The organism is Streptomyces sp. CB02261 (assembly GCF_001905665.1).
GTDB lineage: Bacteria > Actinomycetota > Actinomycetes > Streptomycetales > Streptomycetaceae > Streptomyces.
Map to the genome: position 1 here is coordinate 104,529 of NZ_LIVX01000013.1, position 19,534 is coordinate 124,062.

At 71.7% G+C, this 19,534-nt stretch carries 16 protein-coding genes and 1 pseudogene; 5 read left to right on the forward strand and 12 right to left on the reverse strand.

Annotated elements, in window-relative coordinates; translation table 11 throughout:
- Positions 1-17: 17 nt before the first annotated feature.
- The 3 genes from AMK29_RS32650 to AMK29_RS32660 form a co-directional block, all read right to left on the reverse strand.
- The gene (locus AMK29_RS32650) at positions 18-839 is read right to left on the reverse strand and encodes an NUDIX hydrolase (protein WP_073819681.1); all 822 of its coding nucleotides are present in this window, start codon (positions 837-839) and stop codon (positions 18-20) included.
- A gap of 109 nt (positions 840-948) precedes the next feature.
- On the reverse strand, positions 949-3,015 hold the full coding sequence (locus AMK29_RS32655) for a glycogen debranching N-terminal domain-containing protein (protein ID WP_073819682.1): 2,067 nt from the start codon (positions 3,013-3,015) through the stop codon (positions 949-951).
- Positions 3,016-3,130: 115 nt separating this feature from the next.
- A complete protein-coding gene (locus AMK29_RS32660; protein WP_073819683.1) occupies positions 3,131-4,558 on the reverse strand; it encodes a DUF4192 domain-containing protein in 1,428 nt (475 codons plus the stop codon).
- A 141-nt stretch (positions 4,559-4,699) separates the two neighbouring features.
- On the opposite strand from AMK29_RS32660, the gene AMK29_RS32665 reads away from it, so the two are divergent.
- Positions 4,700-6,883: a RecQ family ATP-dependent DNA helicase gene (locus AMK29_RS32665; RefSeq protein ID WP_073819684.1), complete on the forward strand. Its 2,184-nt coding sequence runs from the start codon at positions 4,700-4,702 to the stop codon at positions 6,881-6,883.
- Positions 6,884-7,111: 228 nt separating this feature from the next.
- Positions 7,112-7,741: a hypothetical protein gene (locus tag AMK29_RS32670; RefSeq protein WP_073819685.1), complete on the forward strand. Its 630-nt coding sequence runs from the start codon at positions 7,112-7,114 to the stop codon at positions 7,739-7,741.
- A gap of 55 nt (positions 7,742-7,796) precedes the next feature.
- Here the strand turns inward: AMK29_RS32670 and AMK29_RS32675 are convergent, their stop codons facing one another.
- The 3 genes from AMK29_RS32675 to AMK29_RS32685 form a co-directional block, all read right to left on the reverse strand.
- A complete protein-coding gene (locus AMK29_RS32675) occupies positions 7,797-8,435 on the reverse strand; it encodes a hypothetical protein (protein ID WP_073819686.1) in 639 nt (212 codons plus the stop codon).
- A 106-nt stretch (positions 8,436-8,541) separates the two neighbouring features.
- On the reverse strand, positions 8,542-9,255 hold the full coding sequence (locus AMK29_RS32680; protein WP_073819687.1) for a ribonuclease HII: 714 nt from the start codon (positions 9,253-9,255) through the stop codon (positions 8,542-8,544).
- 126 nt (positions 9,256-9,381) lie between these two features.
- On the reverse strand, positions 9,382-9,999 hold the full coding sequence (locus AMK29_RS32685; protein ID WP_073819688.1) for a TetR/AcrR family transcriptional regulator: 618 nt from the start codon (positions 9,997-9,999) through the stop codon (positions 9,382-9,384).
- A 132-nt stretch (positions 10,000-10,131) separates the two neighbouring features.
- Between AMK29_RS32685 and AMK29_RS32690 the strand changes: the two genes are divergently transcribed.
- Positions 10,132-11,685: an MFS transporter gene (locus tag AMK29_RS32690; protein ID WP_073819689.1), complete on the forward strand. Its 1,554-nt coding sequence runs from the start codon at positions 10,132-10,134 to the stop codon at positions 11,683-11,685.
- Between the two features lie 56 nt (positions 11,686-11,741).
- Here AMK29_RS32690 and AMK29_RS32695 read toward each other — a convergent pair whose 3' ends face one another.
- The 3 genes and pseudogenes from AMK29_RS32695 to AMK29_RS38045 all read right to left on the reverse strand — a co-directional run.
- Positions 11,742-12,650, reverse strand: coding sequence for an ADP-ribosylglycohydrolase family protein (locus AMK29_RS32695; protein ID WP_073819690.1), 909 nt, complete (start codon positions 12,648-12,650; stop codon positions 11,742-11,744).
- Positions 12,651-12,662: 12 nt separating this feature from the next.
- Positions 12,663-13,322, reverse strand: a complete 660-nt coding sequence (locus AMK29_RS32700; protein WP_073819691.1) for a histidine phosphatase family protein — start codon at positions 13,320-13,322, stop codon at positions 12,663-12,665.
- A 242-nt stretch (positions 13,323-13,564) separates the two neighbouring features.
- Positions 13,565-13,759, reverse strand: a pseudogene (locus AMK29_RS38045) (ATP-binding cassette domain-containing protein); the annotation flags it as partial.
- Positions 13,760-14,089: 330 nt separating this feature from the next.
- Between AMK29_RS38045 and AMK29_RS38050 the strand changes: the two are divergent.
- Complete coding sequence (locus tag AMK29_RS38050; RefSeq protein WP_443334093.1) at positions 14,090-14,284, forward strand: hypothetical protein; 195 nt, start codon at positions 14,090-14,092, stop codon at positions 14,282-14,284.
- Positions 14,285-14,290: 6 nt separating this feature from the next.
- On the opposite strand, the gene AMK29_RS32715 is transcribed toward AMK29_RS38050, so the two are convergent.
- Together AMK29_RS32715 and AMK29_RS32720 are read right to left on the reverse strand one after the other, a co-directional pair.
- Positions 14,291-14,896, reverse strand: a complete 606-nt coding sequence (locus tag AMK29_RS32715) for a YdbC family protein (protein ID WP_073819692.1) — start codon at positions 14,894-14,896, stop codon at positions 14,291-14,293.
- A gap of 42 nt (positions 14,897-14,938) precedes the next feature.
- Positions 14,939-15,673: an arylamine N-acetyltransferase family protein gene (locus AMK29_RS32720; protein WP_241845799.1), complete on the reverse strand. Its 735-nt coding sequence runs from the start codon at positions 15,671-15,673 to the stop codon at positions 14,939-14,941.
- Between the two features lie 239 nt (positions 15,674-15,912).
- On the opposite strand from AMK29_RS32720, the gene AMK29_RS32725 reads away from it, so the two are divergent.
- Positions 15,913-16,443, forward strand: a complete 531-nt coding sequence (locus AMK29_RS32725) for a TerD family protein (protein ID WP_073819694.1) — start codon at positions 15,913-15,915, stop codon at positions 16,441-16,443.
- A gap of 125 nt (positions 16,444-16,568) precedes the next feature.
- Here the strand turns inward: AMK29_RS32725 and AMK29_RS32730 are convergent, their stop codons facing one another.
- Positions 16,569-19,463 carry a vitamin B12-dependent ribonucleotide reductase gene (locus AMK29_RS32730; protein ID WP_073819695.1) on the reverse strand — a complete coding sequence of 965 codons (2,895 nt, stop codon included), beginning with the start codon at positions 19,461-19,463 and terminating at the stop codon, positions 16,569-16,571.
- Between the last annotated feature and the right edge of the window lie 71 nt (positions 19,464-19,534).

Genomic DNA, 19,534 nt, shown 5'->3' on the forward strand with positions numbered 1-19,534 from the left:
CCGAACGCACCGGCCTGTCAGACCTCGGGGCGCAGCATCGGCGGATTGAGAAGAGTGGCCCCACCCGCCCTGAACAGCTGGGCGGGACGCCCACCCTGACGGGTCGTCGTGCCACCGGCCGGAACCAGGAAGCCGGGCGTGCCGGTCACCTTCCGGTGGAAGTTGCGCGGGTCGAGGGACACGCCCCACACGGCCTCGTACACCCGCCGCAGCTCCCCGACCGTGAACTCCGGCGGACAGAAGGCCGTGGCCAGGGAGGAGTACTCGATCTTGGAACGGGCGCGCTCCACCCCGTCGGCGAGGATCCGGGCGTGATCGAAGGCGAGCGCCTCCGGACCCCCGCTCTTCCCCGTGCCCTCGGGGTCGTCGCCCGCTTCGGCGCCATCCGCGCTCACGACCGTCCCGGCGATCATGTCCTCGCCGAGCAGTTCCTCGACGGGGGCCCAGCGGGCGCTGTTCGCGTCGCCTCCGGCCCTCGGCGCGGGAAGGTCGGGAGCCAGCGCGAGGTGCGCGACGCTGACGACCCGCATGCGGGGGTCACGGTCGGGCGCACCGTAGGTCGCGAGCTGCTCCAGGTGCGCGCCGTTGCTCGGGACCGGCGGCGGAGCGGCGGGGTCGTGGGCGCAGAGACCGGTCTCCTCGACCAGCTCGCGCGCCGCAGCGGCGCCGAGGTCCTCGTCCGCGCGCACGAAGCCGCCGGGCAGCGCCCAACGCCCCTGATACGGCGCTTCTCCCCGACGTACGACCAGGGTGCAGAGCGCGTGGCGGCGCACGGTGAGCACGACCAGATCGACAGTGACGGCGAAAGGCGGAAAGGCCGACGGGTCGTAGGGAGGCATGCCGCGATCATAGTCGTCTTCCTGACGATAAACACGCCCCTCGGGAGCGACGGCGACGACTTCCTCGCCCTGCCGCGAAGCTTCCCTCGTGTCTGTGTCCGGCATCCCGTCATACCCCCAGTTGAAGGCCCTCTGCGGCCTGCTCGACCATACCGAGACCGAGCCTGCCGACCCGCGCGGCGAACGGCTCACCGGCGACCACGAGCCCCGAGAACCGGATCGCACCCAGCGGGGCCGACCGCAGGGGGTGTGTCGACACAGAGCGGCCCGGCGCGTCGGGACGGATCCCGGCGAGGGCCAGCAGGGCGTGCACCGCGCCGGCGGCCGCAATGGCCGCAGGCCGGCACGCGGCCGGGTGCGGCACCGGGCGCCCGCCCGCCGTGCGCTGTTCCCCGGCGTACATCTCGGGCAGGCGATGGGCGAAGGCCTCCGACGCGTCGATCAGCCCGCGCAGCAGGGAGGCGGCCTCCTTCTCGTGCCCGGCGGCGGCGAGGCCGGCCACCGCGACCGCCGTCTCGTGCACCCGCACCGCGCCCGCCCGGTGGCCGAACGGGTTGTGGCCCGGTTCCTTGGTGCCGAGGCCGCGCAGCCCCCAGCCGGAGTCCAGGGCGGGGGTGCCGAGCAGCCTTGCCACCTGCTCGGTCTCCGTCCCGTCCAGCAGGCCCTGTGCATGGATGCCGCCGCCGAGCAGCCCGGTGTCGAGCAGATGCGCGGCCCAGCCCCCCAGGTGGGACAAGCTCCGGCCGTCGGGCAGGCGGGCCACGGCCGGGCGTCCCCCCGTCCGGTCGTCGAGCCAGAACTCCCGCCGGAAGCGCTCGCGCAGCGCCCGTGCCGAGTCCCGCAGCGGGTCTCCCCCGGGTCTCCCGCAGGCATCGAGCAGGTCCGCTCCGAGCAGGGCCGCCCGGTGTGCGTGCGCCTGCGTCTCGGCCCGCCAGGGCCCGGCGGGCCCCGGGTCCGGCACGAGGCCGTCTCCGGCGGCTGCCCGGCGCAGCCAGCCGAGGCAGCGCTCCGCCACGGGAAGCAGTTCCTCGAGGTCCGCCGTCGGGAGCCCCCAGCGACGGGCCTCGGCGAGAACGACCGGGAAGGCGAGGGTGGCCTCGATGCCCGTGCAGCGGGGCGGCAGATGCGGACCCGCGTCCCGGAGGGGACCCGGGATCCGGCCGGACTCGGGACCGGCACCGGAGAGCTGGGTACGTCCGAGGGCACGCAGGGTGGTGGCGGCGAGCCGGGTGCCGAGAGGGAGGACCATGCGGGCCGCCCAGAGCGCCTCGGCGGTGACCGGTCCGCAGCGCCAGGGGACGCCGGCCGCGAGATGCACGTCCGCCGGGTGTGCGGGGTCGCGCTGGAGCAGCGCCCGCAGGTCCTCGACGGAAGCGCGCAGGAGTTCTCCCGGGCGAGGGTCGTCGCCCTCGGCCTGCGCGTCGGCGAGCAGATGGCCGCCGGGCCGTCCGGCGCCCGGGGAGGCGGAGGACCGGGTGGGCGAGTCCTCGCGTACACGTAGCTGGACCGAGAACGTGCCTCCGGGCGCCACCTCCGCCTCCCAGCGCAGTACTCCGGCGGCCGCCAGGGAGTCCGTGGGCGGCGGGTCCGCGGTGACGGCGACGGAGCTCCCGTCTCCGGTCCAGCGCAGGCCTGTGCCGTGGACGCTCGCGGTGAGCCCGGGTCCGGACCGGCCGGACGCCACCGCGCCCAGGTTCGCGAGATCCGTGCCCAGAGCGATCTCCACGGGGAGCCGGAGGGGGCGGGCGACTGCGCTGCGCAGCGTGATCCGCTCGGTTCCGTCGGCGCTCCGCGTGCGTTCGACGGTGATTCCGGGATCGGGCCCCATGTCTCCCGGGACACGGAGGACGCCGAGGAACACCGCCCGGTCCGCGGTCGCCATGCGGCCCTGAAGGGCGACGGGCTCGCGCCCCGCCACGCGCAGGACGCAGCGGGAGAGGAGCCGTCGGCCCGCCGCGTACACGCCCTCGAGCCCCTCGCCGGTGAGCTGGCCGTGCTCGGAGCAGATGGCGAGGGCGGGGAGAGCCACGCAGATGAGCGCTCCGTGCACCGGGGGGAGCTCAGCGGGGCGCGCCCCGCGCGAGGGCGCGACGCCGCTGCCGGACGGGCGCCCGAGAGGGGGACCGGTCGTGGGTCCGGGTGGGCGGCCGGGGACAGGGACAGGGCTGGGGGCCATGGCGGGTACGGGGTGCTCTCTCTGCGAACCGGGTGTCCGGCGGGATGTCGGCGGGACGGCTCGGACGACTCCGCCAGAGAGCTGAACGCGCCTGTGGGCGGCCGGGTCACGGTCGTCATCGGCCGCTCCTGGAGCCGCGCTGCCCACCGTGCCTCGGAGCGCCGCTTCCCGGCTTCCCCGTCGCGGGGCCGCTGGGCCTGACCCCGGCCCCCGAGCGGCGCTCTCCTTCGCCGGTCTGGCGACCGGGCTTGCGGAGGGTCAGCCGGGTGCCCTGCGGGCGGGTGGCGCGCATCCGGACGCGTCGGGAGACGGACGGGGCGGAGGGGGCGGAGGGAGCGGTCCGGGCGTCCCGCTCGCTCCTCAGGCAGGAGCGGAGCGACTCGGGGTCGAGCCCCTCGTTGCAGGCCTGGTGCAGCAGCTGGGCGAAGACGTATTCGGGGTCGGCGTGGAGTGCGAGCCCGAGGGCGACCCGGGCGGTCGGCTCGTCGCCGGTGGACCAGGCGACCCATCCCGCAAGGGTGAGGGGCGCGGCGGCATGCTCCTGATAGGGGCTGACGCAGCGCCGGGCGAGGACCCGCCAGAGCCGCAGGGCGGCCGTGCCCTCCCAGCCTTCCATCCATTCGGCGGCGCGGTCCCGGGTGACCCGGTCCTGGAGGCCGATGATCAGCGCGGCCGCTTCGTCGGTCCCGACCAGGGCGTCGTCGGCCGCGTCGCCCTCGGCCGTCGCCGCGCCGGCCCTCGCCCCGCTCACCCGGCCCGTCCGATCCGTCGGCTCCACGGGGCTCTCCTTGCCGGGTCGCTTCGGGTTGGCGAAACGGCGGAGGACGTCACGGGCGAGTTTCAGCGTCGTCTCGCGCACCTCTTCGCGGCCCTCGCCCGGGGCGCCTTCGATGATCCGGGGGACGATCGAGGCGGCGGTCGCGTCGAGTGCGGCGCGCTGCTCCTCTTCCCGTGGGCCGCCGGACGGCTTGAACCGGCTTTCCATGTCCCGCAGGGATCCCCGTACCTGGACTCCGGCGTACGCCGCGGCCGCCGCCATCACCGACGTGCCGCTGAGCGCGAGCGGGGTGCCGTCGGGTGGGCAGCAGCGCGCGTCGGGGCAGCAGTAGGAGAAGTAGAGGCCGTCGGAGATGCAGAGCGCTTCGTAGACGGGAATGTCGAGGGCGCCGCAGGCGATCCGCAGGTGCTGGGCGAAGGGGCGCAGCCGTTCCATGACCACCCGGCCCGTCTCGCCGGCCGCGGGGTCCTGGCAGAGGAAGACCACGATGCCGTCCGGTCGCGCACCCCCCTTGGCTCCTCCGTCGACGAGGCACTCGGCGAGGTGGTCGGCGGTGGACGCCCATTCGAGGGGCGAGCGCGGGATGCCGAGCCTGACCCTGCCGCCGAAACGGCCGCGCTCGCCGTTGAGGGCGACCAGGACGACGGAGTCGGTGGGGTGGAAGCCCAGCATGAACGGCAGGGCGTCGGCCAGTTCCGCCGGGCCACGCAGGGTGATCTGCTGAGTACGGGAGAGGTCGCTGGATTCACGGTGATTCGCGTTCATGGTCAGGACGGTCTCGTGATCTCCCGAAATCCGAAACCCCTGTGGATAACTCCCGGAAACGGGTCATCCGCACCCCTTCGAGTTGTCCACAGGTTCGGCTCTCATTCGCGCGATGTCCGAGGCATCGGGTTGCATGGAGGCATGACCCACGTAGACCCCCTGGAAGATCGCGCCGCACTCCGGACCGCCGCCGATGCCGTGCTCGCCCGTCTCGTGTCGGACCCGACCGGCAGGGCGAGACTGCGCGAGGACCAGTGGCGGGCCATCGAGGCCCTGGTCGCCGACCGGCGCCGGGCCCTGGTGGTGCAGCGGACCGGCTGGGGGAAGTCGGCGGTGTACTTCGTGGCGACCTCGCTGCTCCGTGAGCGCGGAAGCGGCCCGACCGTGATCGTCTCCCCGCTGCTCGCACTGATGCGCAACCAGGTGGAGGCGGCGGCGCGGGCGGGCATCCGCGCCCGGACGATCAACTCGTCGAACACCGAGGAGTGGGACACGGTCCAGGAGGAAGTGTCCGCGGGCGAGGTCGACGTGCTCCTGGTGAGCCCCGAGCGGCTCAACAATCCCGACTTCCGCGATCAGGTCCTCCCCCGGCTCGCGGCCGCCACCGGGCTCCTCGTGGTCGACGAGGCACACTGCATCTCGGACTGGGGGCACGACTTCCGGCCCGACTACCGCAGGCTGCGCACCATGCTGGCCGACCTGCCGTCCGGGGTGCCGGTGCTCGCCACCACGGCGACGGCGAACGCCCGGGTGACGGCGGACGTGGCCGAGCAGCTCGGCACGGGCGCCGGCACGGACGCGCTCGTGCTGCGCGGGCCGCTGGACCGGGAGAGCCTGAGTCTGGGCGTGGTCAGACTGCCCGACGCGGCCCACCGGCTGGCCTGGCTGGCCGATCATCTCGGCGAGCTGCCCGGTTCCGGGATCATCTACACGCTGACCGTCGCCGCGGCCGACGAAGTGACGGCCTATCTGCGCCAGTGCGGACACACGGTCTCGTCGTACACGGGCCGGACGGAGAACGCCGACCGGCAGCAGGCCGAGGACGACCTGCAGGCCAACCGGGTCAAGGCGCTGGTGGCGACGTCGGCGCTGGGCATGGGCTTCGACAAGCCGGACCTGGGCTTCGTGGTGCATCTCGGTTCGCCTTCCTCCCCGATCGCGTACTACCAGCAGGTCGGCAGGGCCGGGCGAGGGGTGGAGCACGCGGAGGTGCTGCTGCTGCCGGGGCAGGAGGACGAGGCGATCTGGCGCTACTTCGCTTCGGTGGCCTTCCCGCCCGAGGAGCAGGTGCGCCGGACGATCGACGTGCTCGCGCAGGCGGGCCGGCCGTTGTCCCTGCCCGCTCTGGAGCCCTTGGTGGAGCTGCGCAGGACACGGCTCGAGACGATGCTCAAGGTTCTCGACGTCGACGGCGCGGTGCGGCGGGTGAAGGGCGGCTGGGAGAGCACGGGCCGGCCCTGGGTGTACGACACGGAGCGGTACGCGTGGGTGGCGCGGCAGCGGGAGACCGAGCAGCAGGCCATGCGGGACTACGCGGCGACGACGGGTTGCCGGATGGAGTTCCTGCGGCGTCAGCTGGACGACGAGGAGGCCGCCCCGTGCGGTCGCTGTGACAATTGCGCGGGGAACCGGTTCGACCCGAAGGTGTCGGACGCCGCTCTGGACGCCGCCAAGGGCGAGTTGGGCCGACCGGGCGTGGAGGTGGAGCCCCGCAAGATGTGGCCGACCGGGCTCGCGGCGGTCGGGGTCGACCTGAAGGGCCGTATCCCGGCCGGTGAGCAGGCTTTCGGAGGACGGGCTCTGGGGCGGCTTTCGGACATCGGCTGGGGCAACCGGCTGCGTCCGCTGCTGGCCGACAGCGCCTCGGACGGGCCCGTGCCGGACGATGTCGTGCAGGCCGTGGTGCATGTCCTCGCCGACTGGGCCAAGGGGCCCGGTGGTTGGGCCTCCGGGGCGCCGGACGCGCCGGTCCGTCCCGCCGGGGTGGTCACCGTCGCCTCCCATCGCAGGCCGCGTCTGGTGGGGTCGTTGGGAGAGCGCATCGCCGAGATCGGCAGGATGCCTCTGCTCGGTGCGGTGGAGTACACGCCCGAGGCGGAGGAGTTGCGGCTCTCCCGGACCAACAGCGCCCAGCGGGTGATGGGTCTGCAGCGGACCCTGACGGTCTCCGCCGAGCTGGGCGGGCGGCTGGCCTCCGCGGGCGGGCCGGTTCTTCTCGTGGACGATCTCTCCGACAGCGGCTGGACGTTGGCGGTGGCGGCGCGGCTGCTGCGGCGGGCCGGAGCGGAAGGGGTGTTTCCGCTGGTGCTCGCCGTCCAGGGGTGAGACAGGAGGGGGAACGGGGAGTGAACAATGGGCAACTGGGCAGGGATATGAGTGGCATACCAACTCATTCCCGTCAGCTGCCTCAATTGCTCGTTGCCGCTCGCGCACGGGCCAGCAAGAATTGGGAAACCGCCTCGCACGGCCCGTCAGCGGTCCGGAAGGACTGTGCCGTGGTGCGCACTCACCCGACCTTGCCCGCCTCGCGGGCGCGTATCCGAAGGGAGGACCGTGACCCTCGGATTCGCTCCGCCCACAGCCGCCTCGCTCAGATCGTCGTCCGAGTCCGCCAGCCGCCTCGCTCGGATACTCGAACCGGCCGAGTGGTCAGCGGCGGAGATCCCGCTGCTGCGCAACCCCCGCGAGGTCGTCAGCGGCCTGCACTCCCGTCATACGCCCACGCCCTCCATGGCCGTCCTGGCGGTGCTGGACCACGAGGAACGGCTCGCCGCCAGCGCCTCGTTCGTCCGGCGCCCCTCGCCGGCCGACGGCTGGGAATTCCGCAACGCGCTGCTGGCGCATCTGCGACGGGTCATCCCGCACGACCTGCGCAGGCGCACGCCGGTACGGACCGCGGTCCTGCTGTACTGCCGTGAGGGCGACGAGCGCTGGACGGAGGAGGACGGAGCCTGGATGTGGGGGCTCCGGGACGCCTGCACCTTGCACGGGCTCCGTTGCGGCGCGTACATCACGCTGACCCGCGGCGGCTGGCAGGTGCTCGGCGAGGGCCGTGGCGGGCGGCGGCCGGACTCCGACTCGTCGCCGATGCCCCTCGGTGACGGGCCGGCCGAACTCGGCCGGCTCACGCCCAGAACCGCGAGCGGCGCGACCGAGCCCCTGCGCAGGGCGGCCGCGCGCTGATCTTCCGCACGCCGACCTCCGCCGGCCCGGTCCGGTCCGGCGGAGGGGTGGTCGGTCAGACCCCGGCGCCCACTCCGAGAAGCGCCGAGACGCGCTGCGGATCACCGCAGACGACGAGCAGGGCGCTCGCGCGTGCCATCGCCGACGGGAGGGCCTTGGCGGCCGTCTCGTCATCCCCGCCGTTCACGGCGACGATCACGACGGGACGGGAGTTCGCCCGTTCCACGGCGGCGGCGTGCGCGAAGAACACGTCGTCACCGGCGTCCTGCTGGGCCCAGTAGGCGGCCTCGCCGAAGGACAGTTCGTGCGTGGTCCAGGGGTGGGGGTCGCCGGTGGTGAGCACCAGGACCTCGCCGGGTGCCCGCCCGCTCTCCAGGAGCAGGTCCAGAGCCTCCTCGGCGGCGTCGAGCGCGCCGAGGACGGGGGCCGGGATCAGCTGGAGCTGCGGCGTGGATCGCTGGTCGGAACGATTCTCCGGGGTGAGCGCCGGAGACGGGCCGGGACCGGGGTGCGGGCGCGGCTTCGGCGACGCGGGCCTGGCCGGGCCGGGAACGGGGCGTCCGGGCCGCGGAGAGGCCGCGGAACGCGGGCCGGGTACAGGACGGGGGGTCGACGCGGGACGGCCGGCGGCCGTGGTGGCGCGGGGACCCTGGGCGCTCTCGTGAATCTGAGGCTCCTCGGGAAACAGAGGCATGGGTGGATGTCTATCAAACGCCGCTGCGCGAGGCACCGGCGGGTGGGCACACATGTGCGCCCCGGTCGCGTGGGAGGCCCCTAGCCAGGGTCCCGCGACCGGAAGTTCAGAAGTCGAAGCCGAGTTGGCCCCCGCTCTCCAGTGCGACCGCCTCGGCGGAGAGGCGGACCTTTTTGAGGTGGCGCCACCTGGGCATCGCGTCCAGGTACGACCAGGAGAGACGGTGGTGAGGGGTGGGCCCCAGCTCTTCGAGCGCCGCTTTGTGGACCGGCGAAGGGTAGCCCGCGTTGGCCCCGAAGGCATACGCCGCGTAGTCCTCGGCGCCGCCGGTCTGCAGCTCCGCCATGACGGCGTCCCGGCGGACCTTGGCGATGACGGAGGCGGCGGCCACGGCGATGCAGGACTGGTCGCCCTTGATCACCGTGCGGACCTGCCAGGGGCTGCCGAGGTAGTCGTGCTTGCCGTCGAGGATCACCGCGTCGGGCCGGACGGGGAGGCCTTCGAGGGCCCGGGTGGCCGCGAGCCGCAGTGCCGCGGTCATCCCGAGCTCGTCTATCTCCTGCGGAGTCGCGTCGCCGAGCGCGTACGCCGTGACCCACCGCTCCAGTTCGACGGCGAGCGCGGTGCGGCGCTTGAGGGTGAGCAGCTTGGAGTCGGTGAGCCCCTCGGGCGCCCGACGCAGGCCGGTGACGGCCGCGCACACCGTGACGGGGCCGGCCCAGGCCCCGCGCCCGACCTCGTCGACTCCGGCGACGATCTTGGCGCCGGTGGTGGCTCGGAGCGATCGCTCAACGGTGTGGGTGGGTGGTTCGTACGGCATGGCGCCTGACAGGTTACGCCGCCTGGTGCCGCATGCGATACCCGGTTTCCCCTCGGGGGCCGGGCGAGCTGCGCACCGGCCGCCCGAGTCCGTGCGAACCGCCCCCGCGGAGCGGCGCCCGCCGTGTCAGGGACGGAGCAACGGCACCATGATCCGGTCGACGAGATCGGCGATCTCGCGGTCCACCCATTCGCTGACGCACACCTTGGAGCGGTACATCATCATGGCGGGAATGACATCGACGACCAGGTCGTCGTCCGCGTCGGCCCGCACCTCACCCCGCGCGATTCCGCGCCTCAGGACAGCCCGGAAGAGCCGAGCCGAAGGCTCGACCACTCCCGTGACGATCAAGCTGTGGAACCTTGCGGCGGACTCGGCATCGCATTCGTGAAGCACGGCGCGCAGGGCGAGGCCGGGCCTCGAGTACATGACGTCCCGGAGCCGGCGGCACACTTCGTACAGATCCTCGCGCACACTCCCGAGGTCCGACGCCTCGTCGAGCGTCGGCAGTCCGGCCCGGAGCGCGTCCGCGACGAGGTCCTGCTTGGACGGCCAGCGCCGGTACACCGCGGCCTTACCCGTCTGCGCGCCGACCGCGACGCCTTCCATCGTCAGCCCGTTCCAGCCGACGCTTCCCAGCTGGTCGAGCGTGGCCTCCAGGATGGCCCGTTCGAGGACAGGGCCGCGGCGTCGCAGCGACGCCGCTCCCGGCCGGGCGGCGGCCGCGGAGCGCGAAGTAACCATCAGGATCTCTCCGTTGAAGCGATGCGTATCGTCGGCAGCGCTCAGTGAACGGTTGCGTTCACTGAGGGGGACTCACTACCGTGATGAACAGTGAACGGCTGCGTTCACTAATTCTTCCGTGGGGGATCCATAGTGACAACTTCTCCGGTGGACACACAGACCAAGGACGGACCCGCTCGCGCCGGAGGTCGGCCGGGAATCGCCCTGACCGTCATCGCCGCCTGCCAGCTGATGGTCGTCCTCGACGCCACCATCGTGAACATCGCGCTCCCGCACATCCAGGACGCGCTCTCCTTCTCGACCACCGACCTGTCGTGGGTGCTCAGCGCCTACACCCTGACCTTCGGCGGGCTGCTGCTCCTCGGCGGGCGCGCGGGAGACATCCTGGGGCGCCGCCGGGTGTTCATGGCCGGCATCCTGCTCTTCACCTTCGCCTCACTGCTCGGAGGCTTCGCCCAGGAACCCTGGCATCTCCTCGCCGCGCGAGCCCTGCAGGGCGTGGGCGGCGCCATCGCCTCGCCCACCTCGCTCGCGCTCATCACCACGACGTTCCCCGAAGGGCCCGAACGCAACCGGGCGTTCGGCGTGTTCGCCGCGGTCTCCGCCGGTGGCGGCGCCATCGGCCTGCTCGCCGGCGGCATGCTCACGGAGTGGCTGGACTGGCGCTGGGTCCTCTTCGTCAACGTCCCGATCGGCCTGCTGATCGCCTTCCTGGCTCCGCGCTACATAGCGGAGTCCGAGCGCCACCCCGGCCGGTTCGACATCGCGGGCGCGGCGACCTCGACACTCGGCATGGCCGCGCTGGTCTACGGGTTCATACGGGCGTCCGAGGAGGGCTGGAAGGACGAGCTGACCATCGGTTCCTTCGTCTCGGCGGTCATCCTGCTCGTGGCCTTCGCGGTCGTGGAGTCCCGCGCCAAGGAGCCGATCACCCCGCTCCGCATGTTCGCGGACCGCAACCGCTCCGGCACGTACGTCATCATGCTCAGCCTGGCGGCCGCCATGTTCGGCATGTTCTTCTTCATCGTGCTGTGGGTCCAGGGCGTCCTGGGATACAGCCCCATCCAGTCCGGTCTCGCCTTCCTGCCGGTGACCGTCGCGATCGTCACCGGCGCGGGGCTCGCCCAGCGGCTGCTGCCGGCCCTCGGGCCCAAGCCGTTCATGGTGGCCGGTTCGGCGATCACGGGTGCCGGGCTGTTCTGGCTGACGTTCATCAGCTCGGAGAGCAGCTACGCGAGCGGCGTCCTGGGCCCCATGGTCCTGTTCGGCTTCGGTATGGGCCTCAACTTCGTGACGCTCACGCTCACGGCCGTCTCCGGCGTGGCCCAGCACGAGGCAGGCGCCGCGTCCGGCCTGCTCAACGCCACCCAGCAGGTGGGCGGTTCGCTCGGCCTGTCCATCCTGGTGACGGTCTTCGGCACGGCCAGCCGCGAGGAGAGCGAGAAGCAGATGCCCGGCTTCCTCAAGGCCGCGTCTCCCGAGCAGCAGGCCGAAGCCCTGAAGAACCAGGAGCTACCGGCGCCCTGGGGCCACGAGGTGCTCACCTCCGGCATCTCCTCGGCCTTCATGGCTGCCGTCGCGATGGTGCTGATCGCGCTGGTCACGGCCGTCCTGGTGATCCGGGTCCGCAAGAGTGACCTCGAAGCACTCAGCGGTCGTGCGGAGGCCGCCGGGCCGGTCGCCTGAGCACATCGATGTCCCCTGGCCCCCCGGCCGGGGGGGCCAGGGGACATCGCGCCGTTTCAGGCGGCCGTGACCGGAACCCACTCCGGAAGTGCCTCGGTCTGCCGCAGCCATTCCGCCGGCGGCGCTCCGTTCGCCGCGGCGGCCACCACGCCTCCGGCGATGGCACAGGTGGTGTCGACGTCGCCTCCGACCTGCGCGGTCGTCCAGAACACCCGCTCGAAATCACCGAGGCCACGAGCGGCCGACCAGAGGGCGAACGGAACCGTGTCGTGCGCGCTCGTCCGCCGACCGCTGCCGAGCACCGCGGCGACTGTGCCGGCGTCGCCGTAGTCGAGCATGTCGCGGGCCCGGCGCAGCCCGGCGCCGACCGCGCTCCGCGGTACGAGGGCGATGACCCCGTCGAGCAGCGCCTCGGGCGTGGGCGGTCCCGCGGGGTCCGCGGCCAGCGCGGCGGCGGCGGCGACCGCCATCGCGCCCACCACGGCCTCACGGTGCTGATGAGTGGTGTACGCGGAGATCTCGGCCTGGTGCGTCGCCTGCTCCGGGTCCTCCGCGTACCAGGCCCCGAGCGGGGCGATCCGCATCGCGGCGCCGTTGCCCCAGGATCCCTGGCCCTTGAAGAGCGCGGCGGCCAGCTCCCGCCAGTCGCCGCCTTCCCGGATGAGCCGGAGCATGCGGTTGACGGCCGGGCCGTAGCCCCGGTCGAAGTCGTGGTGCTGGGCGAAGGACATGGCCAGGGCGTCCTGGTCGATCCGCTCATGGCGGGCGAGGACGGCCAGGACGGAGCAGGCCATCTCGGTGTCGTCGGTCCACTGCCAGGGGCCGTCGGGCAGCTCGCGCCGCTTCAGCAGGGGGTAGTGGGCGGGTACGAAGAACTGGGAGCCCAGGGCGTCTCCCACGGACAGCCCACGCAGGCTGGCCAGGGCGCGGTCGAAGCGCCGGTCGAATGAGGAGTCAGCGGTCATCGGTCTGCCACTCTATCCGGTAGGGCCGTACGGTTCCGGGGTACGCCAGCGTTCGAACGGCCGGTCCAGACGGTATCGCCCGTCCTCACCGAGCAGGAGGACACGGGTCTCGCCGTTGCCCGGGTTGGAGAGCGACTCGAAGTCCGCGACCGTCCAGTGGAACCAGCGCATGCAGAACAGGCGCATGGTCAGCCCATGGGTGACCAGCAGGACGTTGGGCGGATGGTCGGGGGCCTCGAAGCTGCGGTACAGGCTCTCCAGGAACGCCCCGACGCGGTCGTAGACGTCCGCCCCCGACTCCCCCTGGGCGAACCGGTAGAAGAAGTGCCCGTACGCGTCCCGGTACGCCTTCTGCAGACGTACGTCGTCCCGCTCCTGCCAGTTGCCCCAGTCCTGCTCCCGAAGGCGTGGCTCCTCGCGCACCCTGACCCTCTCCGGGGGCAGCCGGAAGGCGCGAAGGGTCTCATGGGTGCGGCGGTACGGCGAGACGTAGACACTGACGGCCTCCTCACCGAAGAGTTCGCGCAGCCACTCCCCCGTCTCCTCCGCCTGCCGCAACCCGGTCGCGGTCAGCCGCAGCGCGTGGTCCGGCTCCCGTTCGTACACCGTGTCATCGGCATTGCCCTCGGACTCTCCATGCCGTACGAGAACGATGCGCCGCGGTCGTGCCATACCCCGACCCTAGATCCCCGGTTCCGAGCGGGCTCAGCCGAGGAGGTGCCCGGAGTCCATCCGGCGTATACGCCCGGTGGAGCGACGGCGCGGCTGGCCCGCGGAGAGACCGCCGACCGGCACGGTCAGGTCGGCCGGAACAGCCCGTACGACAGGAGCAGTGCGGCCCGCTCGTCCTCGGGGAGGGCGAGCCCGCGTCCGAAGCAGGACAGCAGGCGCTCCTCCGGGCCTCGGACGATGACGTCTTGCGCCAGGTATCCGATCCTTCCGCTACGCCTCACCTCCCCGTCATCGGGCCGGAGGGTCCCTGCCAGTACCCGCAGCAGCGTGGATTTGCCCGTGCCGTTGCCACCGCGGACGAGCAGCCGCTCTCCCGCACGGACGGCGAGCGAGTCGACGAGAAGACGGCCCGCGACCCGGTCCGCCGTGCGCGACGCCGTTCCGACCGGCCTGGCCGAGCACGGCTACCCCGCCCTCACCGTGGAGTACGTGGCGGAGCACTCGGGGGTCCACAAGACGACGCTACCGCCGCTGGGGCAGCGTCGAGGGACTGCTCGCGGACGCGCTGGAACCGGCCGGCGAGGACGCCTGGACGCCTCCGGACACCGGCAGCCTCGCCGGGGATGCACGGGCTCTCACCCAGGAGGTCGTGAGGCGTTCGGTGATCACGCCGAGGCGGCCGCGCCGACCGCGTTCGTCGGGGCCGCCTTCCAGTCGCCGCGGGCCGCCGAAGCCCTCCACGGCTTCTCCGCCGACCGCTTCGGGCGATGCGAGGTCGTCGTCACCCGGGCCGTCGCCCGGGGCGAGGCGCCGAGACCGCGGGGGCGGTCGTCCGCGCGGTCTCGGCGCCTCTGTTCCTCCGGCTCTTCATCACCCCGGAACCGATCGACGGCGAAGTCGCCGACCAGACGGCGCGCGCGGTACTGGCGGCGGTCGACGCGGGCGCGTACGTCGCGGAGTAGGCCCTCTCAGACCGTCCAGGCCGATTCGAGCTGCACCACGTCCCCGGCCAGCGCCGCCACGTCGGCCGCGGTTCTGGCCCGCAGCCCGAGCCGCTCGATGCGTTCCGCCCGGTACTTCCCGTGCTCCGCGGCGGACTGCCACAGCGACAGCACCAGGAACTCGCTGCCGGGCGCCTCCCCGAACAGGCCCCGCAGCATGCCGGGAGACCCGGCCATGGCCGGGTTCCACACCTTCTCCTGCATGAGTGCGAAGTGTTCGGCACGGTCCTCATGGACACGGCAGTGCGCGACCCGCGCCACGTCGGCGTCGGAGAACCGCGGCTCGAACCCCGTCTTCACGTCGAAACGGTGGTCGAACAGCTTGACCTGGACGTCCTTGAACGTGCCGACCTGCGCGGTCGCCAGCCGGTCGTGCGAGCGCGCCATGAACGAGTCGTAGAAGGCCCGGCTCTCCCAGAACGCGAAGATGTGGGCGACGTCCGGCCGAGCCCGGCTCCATCCGCCACCCTGCCCCCGGAACCCCGGCTCACCGAGCAGCCCCGCCCACTTCCGCTGCCCCCGCTCGAACCCTCGACGGTCCACCACGGTGCAGCGAATCCACTTGACCAGCACCGCGCCATCGTACGGGGCCGACGACCGCCCCGGCAGACCCCTTCAGACTCCCGCCGGATGCATTCGCCGCACTCCCGCGCGCTCCTCCTCGTCCAGTTCGATCCCGAACTCGGTCTCCAGCGTCGCGATCAACCCGCCCGCGCGCACGATCCGTTCCTCGGTGACGCCGTCCGACCGCACCGACGAGAGCGTCGTGCGCACCAGTGCCCTGCGCACATCCGCGCCGGGCCGCTGGGCCACGACCTGGCCGAGGAAACGGGACTGCGGATGGCTGGAGCTGTAGTGGTTCATGACCGTGAAGTCGCCGGGGTAGAGCGTCTGCGGGGCGAAGGCGTACAGGTCGGTCCACCCCTGCGGCCGCAGGGAGCGCAGCACATGGATGCCCTCCTCCTCCACGCCGACCGCGAACGTCCAGCCGCTCTGCTCGACCCGCGCCCCGTCACGCAGGGGCATGGGCTCCAGCAGCCCCTGCCAGCCGAAACCGACGTCGGTCAGCCATTGTTCGCCCTCGATCGTGACGGCGAGAAGCGCGTGCGTGACCGGCGGCAGCACCGCGCCCCGGGACCGGTTACGGGCTCCGCGCCCGGCGACCGTGAAGCCGATCCGTTCGAGGACGGCCGCGAACAGGGAGTTCTGCTCGTAGCAGTAGCCTCCCCTGCGCCGGTCGACGAGCTTGGACTGCAGGCTCTTCACGTCGAGGAGCACCGGCTTCCCGAGGGCGACGTCGAGGTTCTCGAACGGCACGGCCGCGACGTGCGCCCGGTGAAGGTACGTCAAGGTCCTTAGATCAGGGACGAGTTTTCCGTCGCGCTCGGGCTCGTATCCGATTCGAGCCAGATATGCGTCGAGATCCAGCTCCTCACCGCTCCACAAACCGCTCTCCCCCCTTCAACCCGCGGTCCACTGTCGTAGCCCCATGACACCATGAGTGATCGGCTCACGACCACGGGCTTTCGGACGGGTCGACGGTACGACGCGAGGCGTGCGCGGGGGCGCACCCGGAGAGGGGAAGCACCATGAGCGGACTCAACAAGGGAGTGGGCAAGGTCGAGGTGACGCTCCGGTGGGACCCCGCCCCGACCGGTGCGCCAGCCCACGACCTGGACATCGTCGCCGGCGTCTTCGCGGCGGACGACCCGCACGGAGCGCCCGTCCACCTGGTGCACTTCGGCAGTCGCTCCCCCGACGGCACGATCACGCTCCACCGGGACAGCCGTACGGGCCAGGGGTTCGGCTACGACGAGGCCATGACCCTGGAACTGGAGAGGCTGGCGCCGCGGTACGCGCGCGTGGTGGTGGGCGTCGCCATACAGCAGGGCGGTGGGCGGCTGGCCTTCGGCGACATAGCGAACACGGGCGTACGGGTCCGCGAGGGCTACACGGACCTGTTGGTCCACGATTTCGCGGACGTGCCGGACGCCCTGTCGGCGACGGTCGTGGAGTTCACCCGCGACGGCACCGAGGGCTGGACGTACCGCCCGCTCAGCCAGGGCTTCGACGCCGATCCTCAGGACTTCGCCCGGCTGCTGGGCTCCGCGCGCCCCTGAAACGCGCGCCTGGAACCGGGCACCGCGAAGGGGACCGGCCCCGAGGCCGGTCCCCTTCGTGAACGCTGTTCAGTCACCCGCTCGGACCGCACCGGACATCACGTCCGGCACGGTCCCGCCAGGTGTCAGCTGCAGCCGCTGGTCGAGCCGCAGCCCTCGCAGATGTAGCAGGAGCCGGCGCGCTGCATCTTGGTGCCGCAGGAGAAGCAGAGCGGCGCGTCGGCGCTGATGCCGAGCTGCATCTCGACGAGCTCCGCCGACGTGTGGGCCTGCTTCGGCGCCGGGACCTCGATCTTCGGGGCCGCGGGCGCGACGGCCTTCAGCTCCGGGGTGCGGGGCGCGGACTGGGCCAGGGCCTCGACGTCGACCTCGTCCTCTTCGGACTGCTCGTACGAGCCGGTGTCCAGGTGGCGCTGGCGCTCCTCGGCCGAGTGGATGCCGAGGGCGGAGCGGGTCTCGAAGGGCAGGAAGTCCAGGGCCAGGCGGCGGAAGATGTAGTCGACGATCGACTGCGCCATCCGCACGTCCGGGTCGTCCGTCATGCCGGCCGGCTCGAAGCGCATGTTGGTGAACTTCGAGACGTACGTCTCGAGCGGGACGCCGTACTGCAGACCGACGGAGACGGCGATGGAGAAGGCGTCCATCATGCCGGCGAGCGTCGAGCCCTGCTTGGACATCTTCAGGAAGACCTCGCCGAGACCGTCGTCCGGGTAGGAGTTGGCGGTCATGTAGCCCTCGGCGCCACCGACGGTGAAGGAGGTGGTGATCCCCGGGCGGCCCTTGGGGAGGCGCTTGCGGACCGGACGGTACTCGACGACCTTCTCGACGGCCTCGCGGATCGTCGCCTCGGACTTCGCGGTGACCTCGGCCTTCTCCTCCTCCTTCTTCTTGGCGGAGAGCGGCTGGCCGACCTTGCAGTTGTCGCGGTAGATCGCGAGCGCCTTGACGCCCATCTTCCAGGCCTCGAAGTAGACCTCCTCGACGTCCTCGACCGTGGCCGTCTCCGGCAGGTTCACGGTCTTGGAGAGGGCGCCCGAGATCCACGGCTGGATGGCCGCCATCATGCGGACGTGGCCCATGGCGGAGATGGAGCGCTCGCCCATGGCGCAGTCGAAGACCTCGTAGTGCTCGGTCTTCAGGCCGGGGGCGTCGATCACATTGCCGTGCTCGGCGATGTGGGCGACGATCGCCTCGATCTGCTCCTCCTGGTAGCCCAGGCGGCGCAGGGCCTGCGGCACGGTGCCGTTGACGATCTGCATCGAGCCGCCGCCGACGAGCTTCTTGAACTTGACCAGGGCGAGGTCGGGCTCGAGACCGGTGGTGTCGCAGGACATCGCGAGACCGATGGTGCCGGTCGGGGCGATGACCGACGCCTGGGCGTTGCGGAAGCCGTTCTTGGCGCCGAGGCGGATCACGTCCTGCCAGGCCTCCGTGGCGGCGGCCCAGATCGGCGAGTCGAGGTCGTCCACGCGGACGGCCTTGGTGTTCTCGTCGGCGTGCTGGCGCATGACGCGCTGGTGCGGCTCGGCGTTGCGGGCGTAGCCGTCGTACGCGCCGACGACAGCGGCGAGCTCGGCGGAGCGCTTGTACGAGGTGCCGGTCATCAGGGAGGTGATGGCACCGGCGAGGGCGCGGCCGCCGTCGGAGTCGTACGCGTGGCCGGTCGCCATCAGCAGGGCGCCGAGGTTGGCGTAGCCGATGCCGAGCTGGCGGTAGGCGCGGGTGTTCTCACCGATCTTCTGGGTGGGGAAGTCGGCGAAGCAGATGGAGATGTCCATCGCGGTGATGACGAGCTCGACGACCTTGGCGAAGCGCTCGACCTCGAAGGACTGGTTGCCCTTGCCGTCGTCCTTGAGGAACTTCATCAGGTTCAGCGAGGCGAGGTTGCAGGACGTGTTGTCCAGGTGCATGTACTCGCTGCACGGGTTCGAGCCGTTGATGCGGCCCGACTCGGGGCAGGTGTGCCAGTGGTTGATCGTGTCGTCGTACTGGATGCCCGGGTCGGCGCAGGCCCACGCGGCCTCGGCCATCTTGCGGAAGAGCGACTTGGCGTCGACCTCCTCGATGACCTCACCGGTCATGCGGGAGGTGAGGCCGAACTTCCCGCCGGCCTCGACGGCCTTCATGAAGGTGTCGTTCACACGGACGGAGTTGTTGGCGTTCTGGTACTGGACGGACGTGATGTCGTCGCCGCCCAGGTCCATGTCGAAGCCCGCGTCGCGGAGGGCGCGGATCTTCTCCTCCTCCTTGACCTTGGTCTGGATGAAGTCCTCGATGTCGGGGTGGTCGACGTCGAGGATGACCATCTTGGCCGCGCGACGGGTCGCTCCGCCGGACTTGATCGTTCCCGCCGACGCGTCGGCGCCGCGCATGAAGGAGACCGGACCGGACGCGTTGCCGCCGGAGGAGAGCAGCTCCTTGGAGGAGCGGATGCGGGAGAGGTTCAGGCCGGCACCGGAGCCGCCCTTGAAGATCATGCCCTCTTCCTTGTACCAGTCGAGGATGGACTCCATGGAGTCGTCGACGGACAGGATGAAGCAGGCGGAGACCTGCTGGGGCTGCGGCGTGCCGACGTTGAACCAGACCGGCGAGTTGAAGCTGAAGATCTGGTGCAGGAGGGCGTAGGCCAGCTCGTGCTCGAAGATCTCGGCGTCGGCGGGCGAGGCGAAGTAGCCGTACTCGTCGCCGGCCTTCGTGTACGTCTTCACGATCCGGTCGATGAGCTGCTTGAGACCGGTCTCGCGCTGCGGGGTGCCGACGGCACCCCGGAAGTACTTGCTGGTGACGATGTTGACCGCGTTCACCGACCAGAAGTCGGGGAACTCGACGCCACGCTGCTCGAAGTTGATCGAGCCGTCGCGCCAGTTGGTCATGACGACGTCACGGCGCTCCCACGCCACCTCGTCGTACGGATGCACGCCAGGGGTGGTGTGGATGCGCTCGATACGCAGGCCCTTGCTCGCCGCCTTGGTCCCCTTGGAACGAGAACCACGTGCCGGACCGCTCGCCGTCTCTGTCATGCCGCCTCCCATATACGGGCAAAACACACTTTGGCGCCCAGATAGTCCCAGGGCACCGTCTTCTGTACGTC

Bases quoted from the DNA above. Each gene is read 5' to 3' on its own strand.
- AMK29_RS32665 (WP_073819684.1), top strand. From the start codon at position 4,700: ATGACCCACGTAGACCCCCTGGAAGATCGCGCCGCACTCCGGACCGCC.
- AMK29_RS38050 (WP_443334093.1), top strand. From the start codon at position 14,090: ATGCGAGGTCGTCGTCACCCGGGCCGTCGCCCGGGGCGAGGCGCCGAG.
- AMK29_RS32685 (WP_073819688.1), bottom strand. From the start codon at position 9,999: ATGGTTACTTCGCGCTCCGCGGCCGCCGCCCGGCCGGGAGCGGCGTCG.
- AMK29_RS32650 (WP_073819681.1), bottom strand. From the start codon at position 839: ATGCCTCCCTACGACCCGTCGGCCTTTCCGCCTTTCGCCGTCACTGTC.
- AMK29_RS32695 (WP_073819690.1), bottom strand. From the start codon at position 12,650: ATGACCGCTGACTCCTCATTCGACCGGCGCTTCGACCGCGCCCTGGCC.
- AMK29_RS32655 (WP_073819682.1), bottom strand. From the start codon at position 3,015: ATGGCCCCCAGCCCTGTCCCTGTCCCCGGCCGCCCACCCGGACCCACG.
- AMK29_RS32680 (WP_073819687.1), bottom strand. From the start codon at position 9,255: ATGCCGTACGAACCACCCACCCACACCGTTGAGCGATCGCTCCGAGCC.
- AMK29_RS32660 (WP_073819683.1), bottom strand. From the start codon at position 4,558: ATGAACGCGAATCACCGTGAATCCAGCGACCTCTCCCGTACTCAGCAG.
- AMK29_RS32700 (WP_073819691.1), bottom strand. From the start codon at position 13,322: ATGGCACGACCGCGGCGCATCGTTCTCGTACGGCATGGAGAGTCCGAG.
- AMK29_RS32730 (WP_073819695.1), bottom strand. From the start codon at position 19,463: ATGACAGAGACGGCGAGCGGTCCGGCACGTGGTTCTCGTTCCAAGGGG.
- AMK29_RS32675 (WP_073819686.1), bottom strand. From the start codon at position 8,435: ATGCCTCTGTTTCCCGAGGAGCCTCAGATTCACGAGAGCGCCCAGGGT.
- AMK29_RS32725 (WP_073819694.1), top strand. From the start codon at position 15,913: ATGAGCGGACTCAACAAGGGAGTGGGCAAGGTCGAGGTGACGCTCCGG.